The organism is Arthrobacter sp. Soil_C_49, from assembly GCF_057656635.1.
Window position 1 is genome coordinate 419,458 of record NZ_JBDGJZ010000001.1, and the last position, 21,008, is coordinate 440,465.

14 protein-coding genes are annotated in these 21,008 nt (G+C 65.8%); 11 read left to right on the plus strand and 3 right to left on the minus strand.

The genetic code is table 11. From position 1 onward, the window contains the following. Positions 1-36: 36 nt before the first annotated feature. From uvrB to AC3A4Z_RS01945, 3 genes are all read left to right on the plus strand, one after another. On the plus strand, positions 37-2,133 hold the full coding sequence (uvrB, locus tag AC3A4Z_RS01935; protein ID WP_498709693.1) for an excinuclease ABC subunit UvrB: 2,097 nt from the start codon (positions 37-39) through the stop codon (positions 2,131-2,133). A gap of 202 nt (positions 2,134-2,335) precedes the next feature. Further along, positions 2,336-3,364 (plus strand): TerC family protein, encoded by a 1,029-nt coding sequence (locus tag AC3A4Z_RS01940; RefSeq protein WP_498709695.1) that lies wholly within the window; start codon positions 2,336-2,338, stop codon positions 3,362-3,364. A 106-nt stretch (positions 3,365-3,470) separates the two neighbouring features. Further along, positions 3,471-4,829 carry an MFS transporter gene (locus tag AC3A4Z_RS01945; RefSeq protein ID WP_498709696.1) on the plus strand — a complete coding sequence of 453 codons (1,359 nt, stop codon included), beginning with the start codon at positions 3,471-3,473 and terminating at the stop codon, positions 4,827-4,829. A 25-nt stretch (positions 4,830-4,854) separates the two neighbouring features. On the opposite strand, the gene AC3A4Z_RS01950 is transcribed toward AC3A4Z_RS01945, so the two are convergent. The 3 genes from AC3A4Z_RS01950 to AC3A4Z_RS01960 all read right to left on the minus strand — a co-directional run bounded on the left by AC3A4Z_RS01950 (position 4,855) and on the right by AC3A4Z_RS01960 (position 9,348). Beyond that, positions 4,855-6,216 carry an alpha/beta fold hydrolase gene (locus AC3A4Z_RS01950; protein WP_498709697.1) on the minus strand — a complete coding sequence of 454 codons (1,362 nt, stop codon included), beginning with the start codon at positions 6,214-6,216 and terminating at the stop codon, positions 4,855-4,857. Between the two features lie 5 nt (positions 6,217-6,221). After that, the gene (locus tag AC3A4Z_RS01955) at positions 6,222-6,722 is read right to left on the minus strand and encodes a GNAT family N-acetyltransferase (RefSeq protein ID WP_498709698.1); all 501 of its coding nucleotides are present in this window, start codon (positions 6,720-6,722) and stop codon (positions 6,222-6,224) included. A 79-nt stretch (positions 6,723-6,801) separates the two neighbouring features. After that, complete coding sequence (locus tag AC3A4Z_RS01960) at positions 6,802-9,348, minus strand: DEAD/DEAH box helicase (RefSeq protein WP_498709700.1); 2,547 nt, start codon at positions 9,346-9,348, stop codon at positions 6,802-6,804. Positions 9,349-9,442: 94 nt separating this feature from the next. Here AC3A4Z_RS01960 and AC3A4Z_RS01965 point away from each other — a divergent pair, with 94 nt between their 5' ends. From AC3A4Z_RS01965 to uvrC, 8 genes are all read left to right on the plus strand, one after another. Then, on the plus strand, positions 9,443-10,219 hold the full coding sequence (locus AC3A4Z_RS01965) for a trans-aconitate 2-methyltransferase (RefSeq protein WP_498709702.1): 777 nt from the start codon (positions 9,443-9,445) through the stop codon (positions 10,217-10,219). Positions 10,220-10,385: 166 nt separating this feature from the next. After that, positions 10,386-12,200: an ABC transporter ATP-binding protein gene (locus AC3A4Z_RS01970; protein WP_498710057.1), complete on the plus strand. Its 1,815-nt coding sequence runs from the start codon at positions 10,386-10,388 to the stop codon at positions 12,198-12,200. 86 nt (positions 12,201-12,286) lie between these two features. Continuing rightward, a complete protein-coding gene (locus AC3A4Z_RS01975) occupies positions 12,287-14,029 on the plus strand; it encodes an ABC transporter ATP-binding protein (RefSeq protein WP_498710059.1) in 1,743 nt (580 codons plus the stop codon). Beyond that, positions 14,026-14,406 carry a GntR family transcriptional regulator gene (locus AC3A4Z_RS01980; RefSeq protein WP_493969134.1) on the plus strand — a complete coding sequence of 127 codons (381 nt, stop codon included), beginning with the start codon at positions 14,026-14,028 and terminating at the stop codon, positions 14,404-14,406. The genes AC3A4Z_RS01975 and AC3A4Z_RS01980 overlap by 4 nt, the downstream gene beginning before the upstream one ends. A 46-nt stretch (positions 14,407-14,452) precedes the next feature. Continuing rightward, positions 14,453-17,377, plus strand: coding sequence for an excinuclease ABC subunit UvrA (gene uvrA / locus AC3A4Z_RS01985; protein ID WP_498709703.1), 2,925 nt, complete (start codon positions 14,453-14,455; stop codon positions 17,375-17,377). A gap of 79 nt (positions 17,378-17,456) precedes the next feature. Further along, positions 17,457-18,173 carry an HAD hydrolase-like protein gene (locus AC3A4Z_RS01990; RefSeq protein ID WP_498709704.1) on the plus strand — a complete coding sequence of 239 codons (717 nt, stop codon included), beginning with the start codon at positions 17,457-17,459 and terminating at the stop codon, positions 18,171-18,173. Further along, a complete protein-coding gene (locus AC3A4Z_RS01995) occupies positions 18,160-18,828 on the plus strand; it encodes a 1-acyl-sn-glycerol-3-phosphate acyltransferase (protein WP_493969131.1) in 669 nt (222 codons plus the stop codon). The genes AC3A4Z_RS01990 and AC3A4Z_RS01995 overlap by 14 nt, the downstream gene beginning before the upstream one ends. A gap of 47 nt (positions 18,829-18,875) precedes the next feature. Continuing rightward, positions 18,876-20,936: an excinuclease ABC subunit UvrC gene (uvrC, locus tag AC3A4Z_RS02000; RefSeq protein WP_498709705.1), complete on the plus strand. Its 2,061-nt coding sequence runs from the start codon at positions 18,876-18,878 to the stop codon at positions 20,934-20,936. Positions 20,937-21,008: the final 72 nt, after the last annotated feature.

Below are 21,008 nucleotides of genomic sequence, written 5' to 3' on the forward strand. Positions count from 1 at the left end.
CCATACAGTGTCGGTGCCCGGTTGTAGATTAGATCCATGAGCCTTGCGCAGGAGATCAATCGTGTTGTAGCACCCTTCGAGGTGATCAGCGAGTTCAAGCCGGCGGGCGACCAGCCCGCCGCCATTGCGGAGCTGACGGAGCGCATCAAAAACGGTGAAAAAGACGTAGTGCTGCTGGGTGCCACCGGTACCGGCAAGAGCGCCACCACGGCCTGGCTCATCGAGCAGGTCCAGCGGCCCACCCTGGTGATGGTGCAGAACAAAACCCTCGCCGCGCAGCTGGCCAACGAGTTCCGGGAGCTGCTGCCCAACAACGCAGTGGAGTACTTCGTCTCCTACTACGACTACTACCAGCCCGAAGCCTACGTGCCGCAGACGGACACCTTCATCGAGAAGGACTCCTCCATCAACGAGGAAGTGGAACGGCTGCGCCACTCCGCCACCAACGCCCTGCTTACCCGGCGGGACGTCATTGTGGTGGCCACAGTGTCCTGCATCTACGGCTTGGGCACGCCGGAAGAGTACATCGCCGGAATGGTCACCCTGCGCAGGGGCCAGGAAATGAACCGGGACGCGCTGCTGCGCAAGTTCGTCTCCATGCAGTACTCCCGCAATGACATGGACTTCCACCGCGGGACCTTCCGGGCACGCGGGGATACCGTCGAGATCATCCCCATGTACGAGGAACTGGCCCTGCGGATCGAGTTCTTCGGCGACGAAGTGGAGAACATCTACACCCTCCACCCCGTCACGGGCGACGTCATCCGGGAAGAGACCGAGATGTACGTCTTCCCGGCCTCGCACTATGTGGCCGGACCTGAGCGGATGACCCGCGCCATCAAGTCCATCGAGGACGAACTGGCCAACCGGCTGGCGGTCCTGGAGGGGCAGAACAAGCTCGTGGAGGCGCAGCGCCTGCGGATGCGCACCACTTATGATCTCGAAATGATGCAGCAGATGGGCTTCTGCAATGGCATCGAGAACTACTCACGGCACATCGACGGCCGCGCCGGCGGAACCGCCCCGCACTGCCTCATCGACTACTTCCCGGACGATTTCCTGCTGGTGGTGGACGAATCCCACGTGACCATCCCGCAGATCGGGGCCATGTATGAAGGGGACATGTCCCGCAAGCGCACGCTGGTGGACCACGGCTTCCGGCTTCCGTCCGCCATGGATAACCGGCCCCTGAAGTGGGACGAGTTCCTGGAACGCATCGGGCAGACCGTCTACCTTTCCGCCACCCCCGGCAAGTACGAGCTGGGCAAGGCCGACGGCTACGTACAGCAGATCATCCGCCCCACGGGCCTGATTGATCCAGAGGTCATCGTTAAACCCACCAAGGGCCAGATTGACGACCTCCTCGGCGAGATCAGGACCCGGGTGGAGAAGGACGAGCGTGTCCTGGTCACCACGCTGACCAAGCGCATGGCCGAGGACCTCACGGACTACCTCCTTGGACATGGAATCAAGGTGGAATACCTGCACTCCGACGTCGATACCCTGCGGCGCGTGGAGCTGCTGCGTGAACTGCGTATGGGCAGCTTTGACGTCCTGGTGGGCATCAACCTGCTCCGTGAAGGGCTTGACCTGCCGGAAGTCTCGCTCGTCAGCATCCTGGACGCTGACAAGGAAGGCTTCCTGCGGTCCTCGACGTCACTGATCCAGACCATCGGCCGTGCGGCCCGCAACGTGTCCGGCCAGGTCCACATGTACGCGGACAGGATCACCGATTCCATGGCGAAGGCCATCGACGAAACGAACCGTCGGCGCGCCATCCAGGTCGCCTACAACACCGAAAGGGGCATCGACCCCCAGCCGCTTCGGAAAAAGATCGCCGACATCACTGATCAGTTGGCCAAGGAAGACGCCGATACCCAGGAACTGCTCAGCAACAACCGCCTCGCCAAGGGCGCCAAGCGGAAGTCCGCGGCCAAGGGTGCTGCACAGGTGCGTTCGGACGGCCTCGCCGCCGCTCCCGCCGAGGACCTGGTGGGCCTCATCGAGCAGCTGACCGAGCAGATGCACGGGGCGGCAGCCGAGCTCCAGTTCGAGGTTGCCGCGCGGATCAGGGACGAGGTCAGCGAGCTGAAGAAGGAACTGCGCCAGATGCAGGCCGCCGGACACGCCTGACGCAAACACGCACGCGGGAGCGGCCGGCAGCCGCCTGGGGTACAGTTAACGTCACGTAGGGGAGTATCCCAAGCGCTACGATCGTCAACACGCAGGGCAAGGTTGCCCCGCCGGGCGTAGCGGGCCGCCGCATCAGCACCAAGTGCACAGGCAGGCCGGAGAGACTTACAACGCATCTCTGTACCCTGCGAAAGGCTACCCTGTGCTCGATTTGCCCGTCTGGTTTGAGGTCGGCTCCTTTGTCGTCCTCGGCCTCATCCTCCTGATTGACCTTCTCCTGGTGGTCCGCCGCCCCCACGAACCTTCCATGAAGGAAGCCGGCCTGTGGGTGGCGTTCTACGTCAGCCTCGCCCTGGTCTTCGCCGGCGCCATGTTCGCGTTCACCGGACCCGAATACGGCGGCCAGTTCGTCGCCGGCTGGGTGACCGAATACAGCCTCAGCATCGACAACCTGTTTGTCTTCATCATCATCATGGCCAGGTTCTCCGTGCCCCGGAAATACCAGCAGGAAGTGCTGATGGTGGGCATCATCATCGCCCTGATCCTGCGCGGCATCTTCATCCTAATCGGCGCCATCGTCATCGAACAGTTCAGCTGGGTGTTCTACATCTTCGGCGCCTTCCTGCTCTGGACTGCCTGGAAGCAGGCCCAGGATGAGGGCGAAGACGAGGAGGACCGGGAAAACCCGCTCATCGCGAAGATCCGCAAGATCATCCCGATGTCCGAGAAGTACGACGGCGGCAAGCTCCGCACCGTGGTGAACGGCAAGAAGGTCTTCACCCCGATGGTCATCGTGTTCATCACCATCGGCATGACCGACCTGCTGTTCGCCGTCGACTCCATCCCCGCCATCTTTGGACTCACCCAGAGCCCGTTCATCGTGTTCACGGCCAACCTCTTCGCCCTGATGGGCCTGCGCCAGCTGTACTTCCTGCTGGGTGGCCTGATGAACCGCCTGATCTACCTGAAGCACGCACTGTCCTTCATCCTGGCGTTCATCGGCGTCAAACTGGTCCTGCACGCCATGCACGTCAACGAACTGCCGTTCATCAACGGCGGCCAGCACATCGAATGGGCTCCCGAGATCCCCACCTTCGTGTCCCTTGCGGTCATCGTGGGCACCATCCTGATCGCAGTGGTGGCCAGCCTCCTCAGCTCCAAGGCCAAGGAGGCCCATCTCGATCCCCGGCTCGAGGACGACGTGCGGAAGAGCCACAGCGACGTCGACTAGTTTTTCCCGCTTCCTCTGGGACGAGTGATCCCGGCCGCCCCCGCGGCCGGGATCACTTGTTTAAAAAGCACTGCAGGACGGAAGCGGCGGGGTCTATGCTCGGATCATGGCCGGCACTTTGATGACCGAAAGCGGAGTGCGCCGGGTGCAGCGGCGCACCGTGGTGCTGTTGAGTGCAGCCCAGGTGTTTGGCGGAATCGGGACCGGCGCCACCGTGTCTATCGGCTCCATCCTCGCCGTCGAGCTCTCCGGCTCCAGCGCCTGGGCGGGCGCGGTGGCCACGGTGATGACCCTGGGCGCGGCACTGGCTGCCCTGCCGCTGGCCGCCCTGGCTGACCGGCGGGGCCGCCGCATGGGCCAGGTCGCGGGACTGTCGGCCGCCATGGCCGGCGCCCTGCTGATGGTCCTGTCCGTGGTCACGGGCCTCTTCGTCCTGCTCATCCTGGGCGCAGCCGGCATCGGGATAGGCACCGCCGCGAGCCTCCAGGCGCGCTTTGCCGCCGTCGACCTCGCGGACGCCGAACACCGCGGCCGGGCACTGTCAGCCGTCGTGTGGGCCGTAACAGTCGGAGCCGTCACCGGACCAAACCTGATCCAGCCCGGGGCCGTGGTGGGCCAGGCCCTCGGCCTGCCTCCTGTAGCGGGTCCCTTTGTTATCTCTGCTGTTGGACTGCTCCTCGCCGTCGTCCTTTTGTTCTTTGGCCTTCGCCCGGACCCGCTGCTGCTGGCCCGGGAACTCGCCGCCGCGACGGCACGAAATCAGGATGTCAGCCGGCCCGCAGGCCGCCCCGTTAACCAGCCGGCAGCCCTGCAGGCCCGGGCGCCCGGATCGCTGCTCCGGGGGATGCGGGCCATCCGCGCATCGCGGGCAGCCCTGCTGGCGGTGGCCGCCCTGGTGGGAGCGCACGGGGTGATGGTGGGCGTGATGTCCATGACGCCCCTTCACCTGCAGGAGCTCGTTGCCGGGCCGGGCCACGCCGGCCATGCGGCCACCGGGGACGTCCTGGTGATCATCGGCTTCACCATTTCCCTGCACATCGCCGGGATGTTCGCGCTGTCACCGGTGATGGGCTGGCTGACGGACAAGGCCGGCAGGACTGAGACCATCATGATCGGCTTCGCGACGATGATCACCGCCGTCGCCGTTGCCGGCTTCGGCCAAGCCTCCACCACCGCGGTGGCGATTGGTCTGGTGCTGCTCGGTGTCGGCTGGTCCGCGTCCACCATCTCGGGCTCCACGCTCCTGGCTGAAAGCGTTGCCCAGGAGTCCCGCGTGGTGGTGCAGGGTGTGTCGGACATGCTGATGGGCATTGCCGGTGCGGTGGGCGGTGCCGCATCAGGCCTCGTCCTCAGCCAGGCCGGCTACCTGGGGCTGAACCTGGCGGGTGCGGTGATTGGAGCTGCGGTCCTGGCCGCCGCCATCGTGACGCGGGTGGCGCGGCGGCGGCAGTCCCTGTCGCCCTGAAGGCACGCACCGGCCCGGCCCCGGATCAGTTCCGGACCCCGCGCGCCATGCCCAGCAGGCGGTTGAAGATCCCCTCACCGTCGTCGGCAATCCCGTCATGATGGAAGTCCGGTGTTTCCCAGACCTGCAGCCCGCGGACCGCTGCGGCCGTTTCGAGGGAAAGGTCCCGTTCCACATAGATGTCGTCCGAGTAGACGGCGGCCGCGACAGGGACCGTATTGGCGGCAAGCCGGCCAGCATCGTACAGCGGCTTCCAGTCCGGCTTGGCTGCCAGAAGCCCGGCGACGTCGCGCAGCGGCCGCAGCGCCGGGTCCTGGTCGAAGTACCACGGATATACCATTTCACCGGTCAGCAGCAGCGGATCCGCGTCCGGCCGGAACTCCGGGAACTCGCGCAGTACCCGCCACGCCGACCAGTCCGTGGCCTCGCCCTGACCGTAAATGGACTCGTGCATCAGGGCATAAAGCGGGTTGGAGCGGCGCGAGACGATGCCCTGCACCTGTTCCAGGAACGAGTCCGTCAGCCGGGGGCCGCCGGCAGCCTCCGTGAACGCATCCTCAAGCAGGTAGTGGAGGCTGTCCACCCTTGTATTGCCGCCCAGGAAGGCACCCACCATCTGGAAACGCTCCACGGTGAGGGGGCCGCCGTCGGGCAGGAACTCCTGCGTGGTGCGCAAGTGGTGCGCAATCCTGCCAACCGTGGCCCGGTCCTCGGGGTACCAGGTGAAGTACTCGGCGTTGCGTGCCGCTACCCGCTTGAACGTTGCCCGGTACACGTCGTCCGCAGGGCTGGCGAGCGGCGCCAGCCCGCCGGTGATCAAGGCCTCACGCAGCCCCTCCGGGGCGAAGGAGAGGTAAGTGAGCGCGCAAAAGCCGCCGTAGCTCTGCCCGTAGATGCTCCAGGGCGGTGATCCCAGGGCGGCGCGGATCAGCTCGGCGTCGGCCACGATTGAGTCCGCCCGGAAATGCTCCAGGTAGGCTGCCTGCTCGGACGCCGACCCGCGCAGGGGCAGCGTGTTCCGGTCCAGGGGAGTGGACAACCCGGTGCCGCGCTGGTCCAGCATGAGAATCCGGAAGTCTTTGCCGGCGGCCTTGCTCCAGCCGCCCAGGGAAGCGAACCTGTTGCCGCGGCCGCCAGGGCCGCCCTGCAGGAACAGCAGCCACGGGAGCCTTGCTGCTTCCTCGGCGCTGTGGGCCGCCGAGACGTACTCCCGTGCGAAGACGGATATTGTTTCGGGGCTGCCGGAAGCGTCGAAATGGTCCAGGGGCACGGTGAAGTAGTGCTCGACGGTCCGCAGGCCGCGGAACTCGTGCCGGGCCCTGACCTCGTGACGTACGGCGGCAGTTCCGGAGGTGAGCCGGCCGGCGGCCACGCGTGTCTCAGTCATGTGCGTCAGCCATTGGCGGCGGCGGGGACTGCACTGCCGAACTGCTCCAGCGCCTCGCCGGTGAGCCGGAACGTGGACCAGCCATCCATGGGCCGGGCGCCCAGCCGCCGGTAGAAATTGATGGACGGCTCGTTCCAGTCCAGGACGCTCCACTCCACCCTCGCGTAGCCATTGTCGACGGCGATGCCGGCCAGGTGCTGCAGCAGGGCCTTGCCGTGCCCCTCACCGCGGGCTTCCGGGCTGACGTAAAGGTCCTCCAGGTAAATCCCGTGCACGCCCTCCCAGGTGGAGTAGTTCAGGAACCACAGGGCGAAGCCGCGGACCTCCCCGTTGTCATTTTCCGCCATCGCGGCGAAGACCCTGGGGTTGTCGCCGAAGAGAACCTCTTGCAGCATTTCCGGAGTGTTCCGGACTGCGTCCGGTTCCTTCTCGTAGTGCGCCAGTTCGTGGATCATGCGGAGGATCGCGGGGACGTCGTGCGGGGTTGCAGGGCGGATTACACTCATTGTTCGAGCTTACCGCCGCCGCCTGTGCCGGTGCAGTCAGCCGGTGCAAGCGGGCAGCACGGCGTGCCGCGGCCAGCGGTCAGAGCCGGTTGACGTCCGTTACCCGGATGACAGCTGTTCCGGTGTCGTTCGACGCGTCCAGGTCCACTTCCGCGGAAATGCCCCAGTCGTGGTTCCGGGCGGGGTCGTCAAAGATCTGCCGGACCTTCCACACCCCGGGTTCCTCAGTGATGATGAGCAGCCCGGGGCCACGGGCATCCGGGCCGGTGCCGATGTCGTTGTGTTCATCGAAGTATTCGTCCAGCGCGTCCTCCCAGCGCCCGGCGTCCCAGCCGGCGGCGCCGTCCAGTTCACCCAGGGCTTCCGCGTCCTCGTCCGCGAACAGCTCCACCCGGCGGAACATTTCGTTGCGCACCATCACCCGGAAAGCGCGGATATTGGACGTGAGCGACGGCGGGGGAGGCGGCGGCGCGTCGTGGGGAGTGGGAGCCGCACCCGAGGTCAGTTCCTCCCACTCATCCAGCAGGCTCGAGTCAACCTGCCGGACCAGTTCGCCCAGCCAGGCATTGAGATCTTCGAGGTCATCGCGGAGCATGTCCTGCGGCACCGTCTGCCGCAGCGCCTTAAAGGCATCGGCGAGGTAGCGCAGCACGATGCCTTCCGAGCGGGCCAGTCCGTAGAACTGGACGAACTCGCCAAAGTTCATGGCGCGTTCGTACATGTCCCGCACCACCGACTTGGGAGCCAGTTCAAAGTCGCCTACCCACGGGGCAGCCTTGCGGTACACCTCGAACGCTTCGCCCAGGATCTCAGCCAGCGGCTGCGGATACGTCACCTCATCGAGCATGGCCATCCGCTGGTCGTATTCGATGCCGTCGGCCTTCATGGCCGCGATGGCCTCGCCGCGCGCCTTCTTCTGTTGCGCGGACAGGATCTGGCGCGGCTTTTCGAGTGTCGCTTCGATCACGGACACTACGTCCAGGGCGTACGACGGCGACTCCGGGTCGAGGAGCTCCAGCGCCGCGAGCGCGAAGGGGGACAGCGGCTGGTTGAGGGCGAAGTTGGGTTGCAGATGGACAGTGAGGCGGACGGTGCGGCCGTCCGGCCCCTGCTGCCCGGCGGGAATCCGCTCAACCACTTCGGCGGCCAGCAGTTCACGGTAGATTCCCAGCGCCTTCTTCATCAGCTGCAGCTGGGAGGACCGGGACTCGTGGTTTTCCGTCAGCAGCCGGCGGGCGGCGGCGAACGGGTCACCGGGCCGTTCCATCAGGTTCATAAGCATGGCGTGGGTCACCGTGAAGCTGGAAGTCAACGGGTCCGGCACCGACTCGACCAGCCGCTTGAAGGTGGGCTCGCCCCAGGAGACAAAGCCTTCCGGCGGCTTCTTTTTCACCACCTGCCGCAGCTTCCGCTGGTCGTCGCCGAACTTGGCGGTGGCCTTGGCCATCGCCTTGACGTTCTCGATGACATGCTCGGGAGCCTGCACCACCACCGTGCCCGCGGTGTCGTAGCCGGCCCGCCCGGCGCGGCCGGCGATCTGGTGGAACTCACGCGGGTTCAGCAGCCGGGTGCGGACGCCGTCGTACTTGCTCAGGGCGGTCAGGACCACGGTGCGGATGGGCACGTTGATGCCCACCCCCAGCGTGTCCGTGCCGCAGATGACTTTGAGCAGCCCTGCCTGGGCCAGCTGTTCCACCAGGCGGCGGTACTTCGGGAGCATGCCGGCGTGGTGCACCCCGATGCCGTGACGGACAAGCCGGTTGAGGGTCTTGCCGAAGCCGGCGGCGAAGCGGAAGTTGGCGATCAGCTCCGCGATTTTGTCTTTCTCCTCGCGGGTGCACACGTTGATGCTCATCAGTGTCTGGGCGCGGTCGATGGCTTCGATCTGGCTGAAGTGCACCACGTAGACCGGCACCTGCCGGGTGGACAGCAGCTCCTCGAGCGTCTCGTGGACAGGAGTCTCGTGGTAGTAGTAATGCAGCGGGATGGGCCGTTCAGCAGAGCTCACGGTTGTGGTGGGACGCCCGGTCAGGTCCGTCAGGCCCTTCTCGAACCTGCTGACGTCACCGAGCGTGGCGGACATCAGGAGGAACTGCGCCTGGGGGAGCTCCAGCAGGGGTACCTGCCAGGCCCAGCCGCGCTGGGGGTCCGAGTAGAAGTGGAACTCGTCCATGACCACTGATCCCAGATCGGCGGCTGCCCCTTCCCGGAGCGCGGTGTTGGCCAGGATTTCGGCCGTGCAGCAGATGATCGGTGCGTCCTGGTTGACCCCCGAATCGCCCGTAATCATCCCCACGTTTTCGGCCCCGAAGATCTCGCACAGCGCAAAGAACTTTTCCGAGACGAGCGCCTTGATGGGGGCGGTGTAGTAGCTGCGCCGGCCCTGGGCCATGGCCTGGAAGTGCGCGGCGATGGCTACCAGGGACTTCCCGGAGCCCGTGGGGGTGGCAAGGATCACGTTGGCGCCGGTGGCCAGCTCCATGATCGCCTCGTCCTGCGCGGGGTACAGGTCCAGGCCCCGGCTCGCCGTCCAGTCGAGGAACCGGGAGTACAGGGCATCAGGATCTGCGGCGGACGCGGGCAGGCCCCGGACGGAGGCTTCGGGCAGCTGGTCAACAAGTTTCATTGTTTTCCAGCTTAGTGCCCGGAAGCGCCGGGAAAACCGCCCGGGCGCGGGTTAGGCTTCCCGGTACCTGCGGCACCAGAAAGTGGAGAAGCGTATGAATTGGGATCCGGCAAAGTACGTGCAGTTCGGCGATTACCGGGACCGCCCATTCTTCGACCTCACCGGCAGGGTCCACGCCGACCGGCCGGTGCAGGTAGTAGACCTGGGGTGCGGTCCGGGGAACCTCACCGCCACCCTGGCCGGGCGCTGGCCAGGGGCCGACGTTGTGGGCCTGGATTCTTCGGCCGAGATGCTCGCCAAAGCCGCGGCTGCCGCGGCCCGAACACCGGGCCTGCGCTTTGAACGGATGGATATTGCCGAGTGGTCACCGTCCGCGGACACGGAGGTGGTGGTGAGCAACGCGGCCCTGCAGTGGGTGCCCGGCCACCAGGACCTGATGCGGAAGTGGCTCGTGGAGCTTCGCCCCGGCTCCTGGTTTGGCATGCAGGTCCCCGGAAACTTCAACGCCCCGTCCCATGCGCTCATGCGCGAACTGGCCGGTTCGTCCCCCTGGGAGCCGAAGCTGCGCGGAGTGCTGCGGGGCGGCGAGTCCGTGGGCGGGCCCGCGGAGTACCTGCGGATCCTGCTCGACGCCGGGTTCACCGCCGATGCCTGGGAGACCACCTACCAGCAGGTGCTGCCCGGCCCGGATCCGGTCCTCGAGTGGGTGCGGGGCACCGCTCTTCGTCCGGTCCTTGCGGTCCTGTCACCGGAAGACGGCGCAGAGTTCGAGGGCGAATATGCCGCAGCGCTGCGGGACGCGTATCCGCCTACTCCGCACGGCACGGTATTCCCTTTCCGCAGGGTCTTCGCCGTGGGACGCAAGGGATAACCCGGCAAAGTTCATTCGGTTGTTGTTCTCCACACGCCGGTCACGCCGCATGACAGCAGAAGAAAGTGATCTGCCTTACAATTGCCGGGTTGGCCGATTGGGGGACGGCCGCCAGCCGCCCAGGCCGGCGTCCCCAACCGCAGGAGGTACGGTGCTGATCGCTTTGATGAGGCGGCTGCTGGAGGGGCACAAAACCCGGATTGCCGGCATCGTCCTGCTGCAACTGGTGCAGGCCGCGGCCAACCTGCTGTTGCCCACCGTCAATGCGGCCATCGTCGACCACGGCATCGTGCCCGGGAACACGGCAGTAATTTCCCGCCTGGGCGTGGTGATGGCGGTGATCGCCGTCCTGCAGGCGGCAGCCGCCATAGCAGCGGGATATCTTGCTGCTGTGGTGGCCATGGAGATGGGCCGGCAACTCCGCGAGGAGATTTTCGCCAGGATCCAGTCGCTGTCCTCCCAGGATGTTGCCGTCTTCGGAACCCAAAGCCTCACTACCCGGGCCACCAACGATACGCAGCAGATCCAGGCCTTTGCTGTGCTGGTGTTCACCATGCTGGTGGCCGGCCCGGCCATGGGCGTGGGCGGGGTGGTCCTGGCCGTACAGCAGGACGTGGCGTTGTCGTCGGTGGTGATCTTTATTGTGCCCCTGCTCCTGCTGGTCATGTACCTCATTGTCCGGCGGCTGATTCCGCTCTACCGCGAAGGCCAGGAACTGCTGGACCGGGCGGGCGGCATCTTCAGGGAACAGATCATGGGTGCCAGCGTGATCCGTTCCTTTGTCCGCCAAAACCACGAGGTCCGCCGGTTTGCCCGGGTCAACAGGAGCCTCACCGCCAACAACCTCTCATCGGCGCTGCTTGTTGCCGGCATGCTCCCGCTGGTCATGCTCGTGGTCAACATCTCCTCGGTGGCCGTGGTGTGGTTCGGAGGGCACCGGATCCAGGCCGGCCAGATGAACATCGGCGCCCTGACGGCCTTCATCGCCTACATCCTGCAAATCCTGCTTGCCATCATGATGTCCATGTACGTCCTCATGACGGCGCCCCGCGCATCAGTGAGCGCCGAACGGATCAGCGCCGTCCTGGATACCGAGCCGTCGGTACGCCAGCCGGAGAACCCGGAGGCCCTTTCCCTGCAGCGCCTGCAGCCGCTTCCCGTGACGGCCGCTCCGCTGCAGCCGGTTCTTCTGCAGCACGCCGCCGCGGGCGACGGCCCGCGGCCGCCGCAGCCCCTGCCGGCCACGCTGGAGTTCAGCCACGTAGGCTTCTCCTACCCGGGAGCCGAGGCGCCAGTCCTGAGCGACATCAGCTTCACCGCCAGCCCGGGCACCATGACCGCAATCGTGGGTTCAACCGGCAGCGGAAAATCGACCCTCCTCAACCTCATTCCGCGCTTCCTTGATTCCACGGCGGGCCGCATCAGCCTGGGCGGGGTGGACATCCAGAGGGTGTCGCTGGACAGCCTGCGGGAATCCATGGCGATAGTCCCGCAGCGGTCCCACCTTTTCACTGGCACTATCGGCGACAACCTGCGGATGGCGAAACCTGACGCCACGGACGCCGAACTCTGGGAAGTCCTGGAAACTGCCCAGACCATGCGCTTTATGCGTGACCTGCCGCTGGGGCTGGCCACGCCGCTGGGTCAGGGCGGCACCAATCTGTCGGGCGGCCAGCGCCAGCGGCTGTGCATTGCCCGGGCATTGCTGCGCCGGGCTCCGCTGTACCTCTTTGACGACAGCTTTTCCGCCCTCGACTACGACACCGATACCCGGCTGCGGCAGGCCCTCGAGGCAGAGCTGGCAGCGGCCACGGTGGTTATGGTGGCGGAAAGGATTTCCGCGGTTGAAGGCGCGGGCCTGATCCTGGTGCTCGACGGCGGGCGGCTGGTAGCGCAGGGAACGCACCAGGAGCTGCTGGAAGTGTCCGCCACCTACCGGGAAATAGCCGAGTCGCAGCTCGCCCTGGACGGCCGCCGGTGACCGCCGGAACCGACGCCGGTGCGGGGGTGCGCTTCTGGCCTACGGCCCGGCGGCTCCTTGGGCTCCTCCGTCCGTTTCGGCTGCAGATGCTCGGTGCCATTGCCGCCACCTGCGCTTTCGCGGGGCTCAACGTGGCTGCCCCGAAGTACCTGGGTGACGCCACCGACGTCGTGGTGGACGGCGTCCTCAGCGGGAACCTCGACCAGGAAATGCTGGGTCTGATCCTGGGGGCGGTAGCGCTCATGTACGTTGGCGCCTCCCTCTTCAACTGGATCCAGGGTGCGCTCTCCGCCCGCGCGGTGCAGGGCCTGATGTACGGACTCCGGGAGGCGGTGGAGGGCAAACTGCACCGGCTGCCGGTCACCTACTTCGGCGGGCAGTCCAGGGGCGACGTCCTGAGCCGGGCGACCAACGACATCGACAACATCACCCAGGCCCTGAACCAGCTCCTCACCCAACTCATCATGTCTGTCCTGATGCTGTGCGGCTCGCTGGCCATGATGCTGTGGATCTCACCCGTGCTGGCCGCCATTGCGATTGCGACGGTGCCACTGTCCACCCTGATCACCGTGCAGGTGGCCCGGAAATCCCAGGCCCAGTTCGAGAAGCAATGGATGGAAACGGGACAGCTGAACGCCCACATGGAGGAATTCATCACCGGCCACGAGGTGATCAAAGCCTTCGGGCGGCAGGCACAGGCAGCGGACGTTGTGGCCCGGAGCAATGAGCGGCTGGCCAGGGCCGCCACCAGGGCGCAGTATTCGGCGGGGGTGGTGCAGCCCCTGATGGTCCTGATGTCCAACCTCAGCTACATCGCCGTGGCGGTGGTGGGCGCCCTCCAGGTCATCGCCGGGTCCATGACCATCGGCGGGATCCAGGCTTTCATCCAGTTCAGCAGGCTCTTCACCACGCCCGTTGGCCAGATCGGGGGCATGCTCAACCTGATGCAATCCTGCGCGGCCTCGGCGGCCCGGGTCTTCGCCCTGCTTGATACGCAGGAGGAACCCGCCGACGCGCCGTCCCCGGCTTTAGGTGCGCCTGCTGCTCCAGATGCCCAAGGCCGGGAAGGCCGCATCGTCTTCGACAATGTGACGTTCGGATATGCGGGAGCAGCGCCGGCGGTGCGCAACCTGTCATTCACCGTGGAACCGGGCCGGACGGTGGCGGTTGTCGGGCATACCGGGGCAGGCAAGAGCACGGTGATCAACCTCCTCCTGCGCTTCTGCGAACCGGATGCCGGCTTGATCACCGTCGACGGAACGGATATTGCCGAGGTTCCCCGCGACAGTCTGCGGGCCCGCTTCGGCGTAGTGCTCCAGGACGCGTGGCTCTTCGCGGGCACCATCCGCGAAAACATCGCCTACGGCAGGCCCGGCGCCACCGAGGCGGACATCCTTGCCGCAGCCGAGGCCAGCCACGTGGACCGCTTTGTCAGGTCGCTGCCGCAAGGGTACGACACCGTCCTCGAGAACGGCGGTGACGGCCTCAGCCAGGGGCAGCGGCAGCTGATCACCATCGCCCGGGCACAGCTGGCGGCCCGTCCCGTACAGGTCCTCGATGAGGCAACAAGTTCAGTGGACTCAAGGACTGAACTGCTGATCCGCCAGGCCATGCACCGGTTGCGCCGGGGCCGGACCAGCTTCGTTATTGCGCACCGTTTGTCCACAGTCCGCGACGCTGATCTAATTCTGGTCATGGATCACGGACGCATCGTCGAGCAGGGCACCCACCGGGACCTCCTCGCTGCGAACAGCTATTACACCCGCCTCTACAACGCACAGTTCACCATGCAGGCGGGTCGCAGCGGCGCGCTCGAGGCCGGCATTTGAACGCGCCGGCCGACTTCCCGGGGACATGGAAGCCCAATGCAGCCAGTTCCGTGCCGCTGTTCGAGCAGCTGCGGCTGCAGGTAATCCACCTGGCCGACGGCGGAAAGCTGCCGCCGGGAACCCGGTTGCCCGCCGTCAGGGCTCTGGCCGAACGGCTGGACGTCGCACCGCACACCGTCGCCAGGGCGTACAAGGAACTCGAGGCGGCCGGCGTCGTGGCCACCCGGGGGAGGAACGGCACCGTGGTCTGCGCCCGTGACGAGCGCCTGGGCGGCCTGTCCGCCGCGGCAGCAGACTATGCGGCCGCCGCCAAGGCCCAGGGCGCATCGTTCGCGGAGGCCGTGCAGCTGCTGGCTGCGGCCTACGACGGCGGCTGAGCGCCCCGCGTGGGTGTTCGAAGAAGTTTTCGATTAGCATTAGTGGGTGCCTAAAGCCGTAGCTGAAGAATCTGCCATCCAATCCGTTGAAGTTTCCCTGGCCCGGTCCGCCGCGCCCAGGCGCCCGGACCTCTCCCGCCTGGTCGTCAAGGGGGCGCGGGAGCACAACCTGCGCAACGTGGACCTGGACCTGCCGCGCGACGCCATGATCGTCTTCACCGGGTTGTCCGGCTCCGGCAAATCCTCCCTCGCCTTCGACACCATCTTCGCCGAGGGCCAGCGCCGCTACGTCGAGTCGCTCTCCGCGTATGCCCGCCAGTTCCTGGGCCAGGTGGACAAGCCCGACGTCGACTTCATCGAGGGGCTCTCGCCGGCCGTCTCCATCGACCAGAAGTCCACCAGCAAAAACCCCCGCTCCACCGTGGGAACCATCACCGAGATCTACGACTACATGCGCCTGCTCTGGGCACGCGTGGGCCGGCCGCACTGCCCTGTCTGCGGCGAGCCAGTGGCCAAGCAGACACCACAGCAGATCGTGGACCAGCTGCTCGAGCTTGACGAAGGCACCCGCTTCCAGGTCCTGGCTCCCGTGGTGCGCGGCCGGAAGGGGGAGTTTGTTGACCTTTTCAAGGAGCTCACCGCCAAGGGCTACTCCCGCGCCCGCGTGGACGGAAACCTGGTCCAGCTCAATGACCCGCCCAAGCTGGGAAAGCAGTTCAAGCACACCATCGAAGTAGTAGTGGACCGCCTGGTGGTCAAGGAAGGCATCAGCCAGCGCCTCACCGACTCCATCGAAACCGCGCTGGGCCTGGCCGAGGGCAGGGTGCTCGCCGAGTTCGTGGACCTCGAAGCTGACGATCCCCACCGGCTCCGGGCCTTCTCCGAAAACCTGGCCTGCCCCAACGAGCACCCGCTGGCGATTGACGAAATCGAGCCGAGGTCCTTTTCCTTCAACAACCCGTTCGGCGCCTGCGCGGCATGCAGCGGCATCGGCACCAAGCTGGAAGTGGACGAGGAACTCATCGTCCCCAACCCCGAACTTTCGCTGTCCGAGGGCGCCATCGCTCCCTGGTCCCTGGGCACTGCCACCACCGAATACTGGAACAGGCTCCTCGAGGGCCTCGCCAAGGAACTCGGTTTCTCCATGGACACTCCATGGGAAAAGCTCGGCAGTGACGTCCGCCAAACAGTGCTGCACGGCAAGGACCACAAAGTGGTGGTGCAGTACCGCAACCGGTTCGGCCGGGAACGGAAATACAGCACCGGCTTTGAAGGTGCCATCCAGTACGTCCACCGGAAACACGGCGAGACCGATTCCGAGTGGGCCCGCGACCGGTATGAAGAGTACATGCGGCAGATTCCCTGCCCTGCCTGCAACGGCGCGCGCCTCAATCCTGCGTCCCTGTCGGTTCTCATCAACGGGAAGTCCATTGCCGACGTCGCCGCCCTTCCCATGCGGGACTGCGCCGACTTCCTGAACAACCTGGTGCTGACCGGCCGTGAAGCGCAGATCGCACACCAGGTGCTGAAGGAGATCCAGGCACGCCTGACCTTCCTGCTGGACGTCGGATTGGAATACCTGAACCTCGAACGGCCGTCCGCCACGCTGTCCGGCGGCGAAGCCCAGCGCATCCGGCTGGCCACCCAGATCGGTTCCGGCCTGGTGGGGGTCCTGTACGTGCTCGACGAACCGTCCATCGGACTGCACCAGCGCGATAACCGGCGCCTCATCGATACCCTCACCAGGCTCCGCGACATGGGCAACACGCTCATTGTGGTGGAGCACGACGAAGACACCATCCATGTGGCCGACTGGGTGGTGGACATTGGACCGGGCGCCGGCGAGCACGGCGGCCAGGTGGTCCACTCCGGCTCCTACAAGGAGCTGCTGGAAAACACCGCTTCGCTGACCGGCGACTACCTGTCCGGGCGCAAGAAGATTGAGGTCCCCAAGAAGCGCCGGAAGTACGACAAAAAGCGTGAACTGAAGGTGATCGGCGCCCGGGAAAACAACCTGGTCAACGTCGACGCCGCCTTCCCGCTGGGCCTCTTCACCGCCGTGACCGGCGTCAGCGGGTCCGGCAAGTCCACCCTGGTCAACGAAATCCTCTACAAGGTGCTGGCCAACAAGCTCAACGGCGCCAAGCAGGTAGCCGGCCGGCACAAAACGGTCCAGGGCCTCGAACACCTGGACAAGGTGGTGCACGTCGACCAAAGCCCCATCGGCCGGACACCGCGCTCCAACCCGGCCACGTACACCGGCGTTTTCGACAACATCCGCAAGCTCTTCGCCGAAACTACCGAAGCGAAGGTCCGCGGTTACCTTCCCGGGCGCTTCTCCTTCAACGTCAAGGGCGGGCGGTGCGAAGCATGCTCCGGTGACGGCACCCTGAAGATCGAGATGAACTTCCTGCCGGATGTCTACGTGCCCTGCGAAGTGTGCCATGGTGCGCGCTACAACCGCGAAACGCTGGAAGTCCACTACAAGGGCAAAACCATCGCGGACGTGCTGAACATGCCCATCGAGGAGGGCGCCGAGTTTTTTGCGGCGTTTTCTCCGATCGCCCGTCACCTCAACACGCTCGTGGACGTGGGTCTGGGGTACGTCCGGCTCGGGCAGCCTGCCACCACACTGTCCGGGGGCGAGGCCCAGCGCGTGAAGCTGGCAGCGGAACTGCAGAAGCGGTCAAACGGCCGCAGCGTTTACGTCCTGGATGAGCCCACCACGGGCCTGCACTTCGAGGACATCCGCAAGCTGCTGATGGTGCTGCAGGGACTGGTGGACAAGGGCAACACGGTGATCACCATCGAACACAACCTGGACGTCATCAAGAGTGCCGACTGGATCGTGGACCTGGGTCCTGACGGCGGCTCGGGAGGCGGCCAGATCGTCGCTGCCGGCACGCCTGAGCAGATCGCCAAGTCCACTACCAGCCACACTGCTGCGTTCCTGGCCGAAATCCTGCCGTAGATCGCCCGGCCGACGCAGGAATATTCCGTGGCGGGAATGCGAGTTTCAGGCACGAGTGCTGTCGTGAGAAACTAACCCGGTGACTCAAACAACAGTGCCCGTGATCTTTGACCTGGACGGCACTCTTGTCGATCCGGCCGGTGGGATAACAGATGGAATTGCCGCAGCCCTTCAGGGGCTGGGGCTTCCAGTTCCCGGCCAGGAACTGCTCGAAGCGATGATCGGCCCGAAGCTGAGCGATTCCCTGCTGAACGTGGCCGGGGTTCCGGCCGGGCTGCTGGATGAGGTTATCCGCCGCTACCGGGAGTACTACGTGGCCACCGGAATCGGCCAGAGCCGCCTCTACCCGGGCATCCGCGAAGTCCTGGAATCTTACGCGGCTGCAGGCCGGCCGATTGCCGTGGCGACGCAGAAACCCCAGGGGCTCGCCCACACCGTCCTGGCACATCACGGGATCGACGGGCTGTTCCAGGGAATCCACGGCTCGGCAGATGACGAGTCTGCCGTGGCCGGGGTCCCGGTCGGAAAGACGGAAATCATCGCTGCCGCCCTGAAGGACCTGGGCACGCACCACGCGCTGATGGTGGGGGACCGCGCGCAGGACGTCGCTGGTGCCATCGCCAACGGCCTGGACTGCATCGGAGTTGCCTGGGGGTTCGCACCCGACGGCGAACTGGAGACTGCCGGAGCTGTGGCCGTGGTGGCAACCGCGGCCGAACTTGCGGGCACCATAGACCGCCTTGAAACCATCCACTTGGCTGCAATGAGCGAGGTGACCAACGATGGAAATGTTTGAAGCCGTCCGCTGGACCACGCGCAGCCTTATTGCCGGCACCTGCCGGCCCTCCGTCGTCGGGATCGAAAACGTCCCCGCCGACGGGCCCTTCATCGTGGCACCCAACCACCTGTCCTTCTTTGACAGCGTCATTGTCCAGGCGCTGATGCCCCGCCCGGTCGCCTTCTTCGCCAAGGCGGAGTACTTCACCACCGGCGGCGTCAAGGGCAAGGTCATGAAAGCCTTCTTCGAATCGGTGGGTTCCATCCCGGTGGAACGCGGCGAACAGGCCGCCAGCGTCCAGGCGCTCAAGACCCTCATGGACATCCTCGAATCCGGCCGCGGAATCGGCATCTACCCGGAAGGGACCCGTTCACGCGACGGCATCCTCTACCGCGGCCGCACCGGAGTGGGCTGGCTGGCCCTGACCACCGGTGCCCCGGTGATCCCCGTGGGTCTGATCGGGACCGAAAACCTGCAGCGCGCCGGTGAAAAGGGAGTCAGGCCGCAACACTTCACCATGAAGGTGGGGGAGCCGCTGTACTTCGACAAGACCGGGCCGGACCACTCACTCCCTGCCCGCAGGCAGGTCACGGACCGTATCATGGACGCGATCGCCGAGCTCAGCGGCCAGGAACGCTCCGCCAGCTACAACCAGAGCAAGGTCATCGAGTAGCTGCCTTGCCGGCTATGGCACCCCGCGTGCCTCAGTAGAATGGATAGGTGGCAAATCCAGCAAGTTACCGGCCCCAAACGGGCGAAATTCCCACCAACCCGGGGGTGTACCGGTTCCGCGACCCGAACGGCCGCGTCATCTATGTGGGCAAGGCGAAAAGCCTCCGCTCCCGGTTGAACTCGTACTTCGCCAACCCCGCAGGCCTGCTGCCCAAGACCTACGCCATGGTCCACGCAGCCAGCAGCGTGGAATGGACCGTGGTGGGCAGCGAGCTGGAATCGCTGCAGCTGGAATACACCTGGATCAAGGAATTCAAGCCCCGCTTCAACGTTGTCTTCCGGGACGACAAAACCTACCCCTACCTCGCTGTCACCATGGGCGAAAAATATCCGCGGGTGCAGGTGATGCGCGGAGACAAGAAAAAGGGCACCCGCTACTTCGGCCCCTACACTGCCGGTGCCATCCGGGAAACCATGGACACCCTCCTCCGCGTCTTCCCGGTCCGCAGCTGCAGTGCGGGCGTCTTCAAGCGCGCCGAGGCCAGCGGCCGGCCCTGCCTGCTGGGCTACATCGATAAGTGCGCAGCGCCCTGCGTGGGCCGGATCCCGCCGGACGACCACCGGGCCCTCGCGGAGGATTTCTGCGCTTTTATGGGCGGTGAAGCCAAACGCTTCATCAGCAAGCTGGAGAAGCAGATGGCCGAAGCCGTGTCCGAGCTGAACTACGAGCGGGCGGCGCGCCTGCGCGATGACATCACCGCGCTTCGCAAAGTCTTTGAACGCAACGCGGTGGTTCTTGCGGAAGACACCGATGCTGACGTCTTCGCCCTCCATGAGGACGAGTTGGAAGCCGCCGTCCAGGTATTCCATGTCCGCGGCGGCCGGATCCGCGGCCAGCGCGGCTGGGTGGTGGAGAAGGTGGAGGATTCCACCACTCCTGACCTGGTGGAGCACCTCCTGCAGCAGGTGTACGGGGATGAGGAGCAAAGCCACGGCAGGCTGCCCCGCGAGGTGCTGGTGCCTGTCGCACCCAGCAACGAGGCGGAACTCACGGTCTGGCTCAGCGGATTGCGTGGTGCCAAGGTGGACATCCGGGTGCCGCAGCGCGGGGACAAAGCCGCGCTTATGTCCACGGTCCGCGAAAACGCCGAACATGCCCTCAAGCTCCATAAGACCCGCCGCGCGGGCGACCTCACCGTCAGGTCCCAGGCGCTGCAGGAACTCCAGGAGGCCCTGGACCTGCCCGTGCCGCTGCTGCGCATCGAATGCTTTGACGTTTCGCACGTGCAGGGCACGAACGTCGTGGCCTCCATGGTGGTGGTGGAGGACGGGCTGCCCAAGAAGTCCGATTACCGGAAGTTTTCCATCACCGGCGACGCGGCGTCCGATGACACTGCGGCCATGCACGACGTCCTCACCCGGCGGTTCCGGCATTACCTGAAGGACAAGTCGGCGCAGGTGGACGAATCCGTCCTCAACGCAGGCGGCCCGGGCGCCGCGGAGGCGGACCTGGTCCAGGCAGGGCCCGGCCAGGCAGAAGCGGCTGACACAGCAGTCCGGCAGGACACCGCCCTGCTCGACACCACCACGCCGGCACCCCGGGCCAAGTTCGCCTACCCGCCCAACCTGGTGGTGGTGGACGGCGGCAAGCCCCAGGTCAACGCAGCGGCCCGTGCCCTCGCGGACCTCGGCATCGACGATGTGTACGTGGTGGGCCTGGCCAAACGGCTGGAGGAAGTCTGGCTGCCGGACAGCGACTTCCCCGTGATCCTGCCCCGCACGTCCCAGGGCCTGTACCTGCTGCAGCGGATCCGCGACGAGGCGCACCGGTTCGCCATCTCGTTCCACCGGCAGAAGCGTGGAAAGGCCATGACCGCCTCCGCCCTGGACGGGGTACCGGGGCTGGGAGCTTCCAAACGGAAAGCCCTCCTGGCGCACTTCGGATCGGTCAAAGGGGTCAAGGCAGCGTCGGCGGCAGAACTGTCCGAAGCGAAGGGCATCGGCCCGGCCCTGGCCAGCGCCATCGTGAACCACTTCTCGGGCAGCGGACCCGAAGCGGCCCCGGTGCCGGCGATCAACATGACCACCGGCGAGGTCATCGAAACCTGACGGGTTCCGGACCACGCCGGAGTACGCAGAAAGTTCACCGGATTGACCAAAATCCAGCCACGTCCGCTGAAA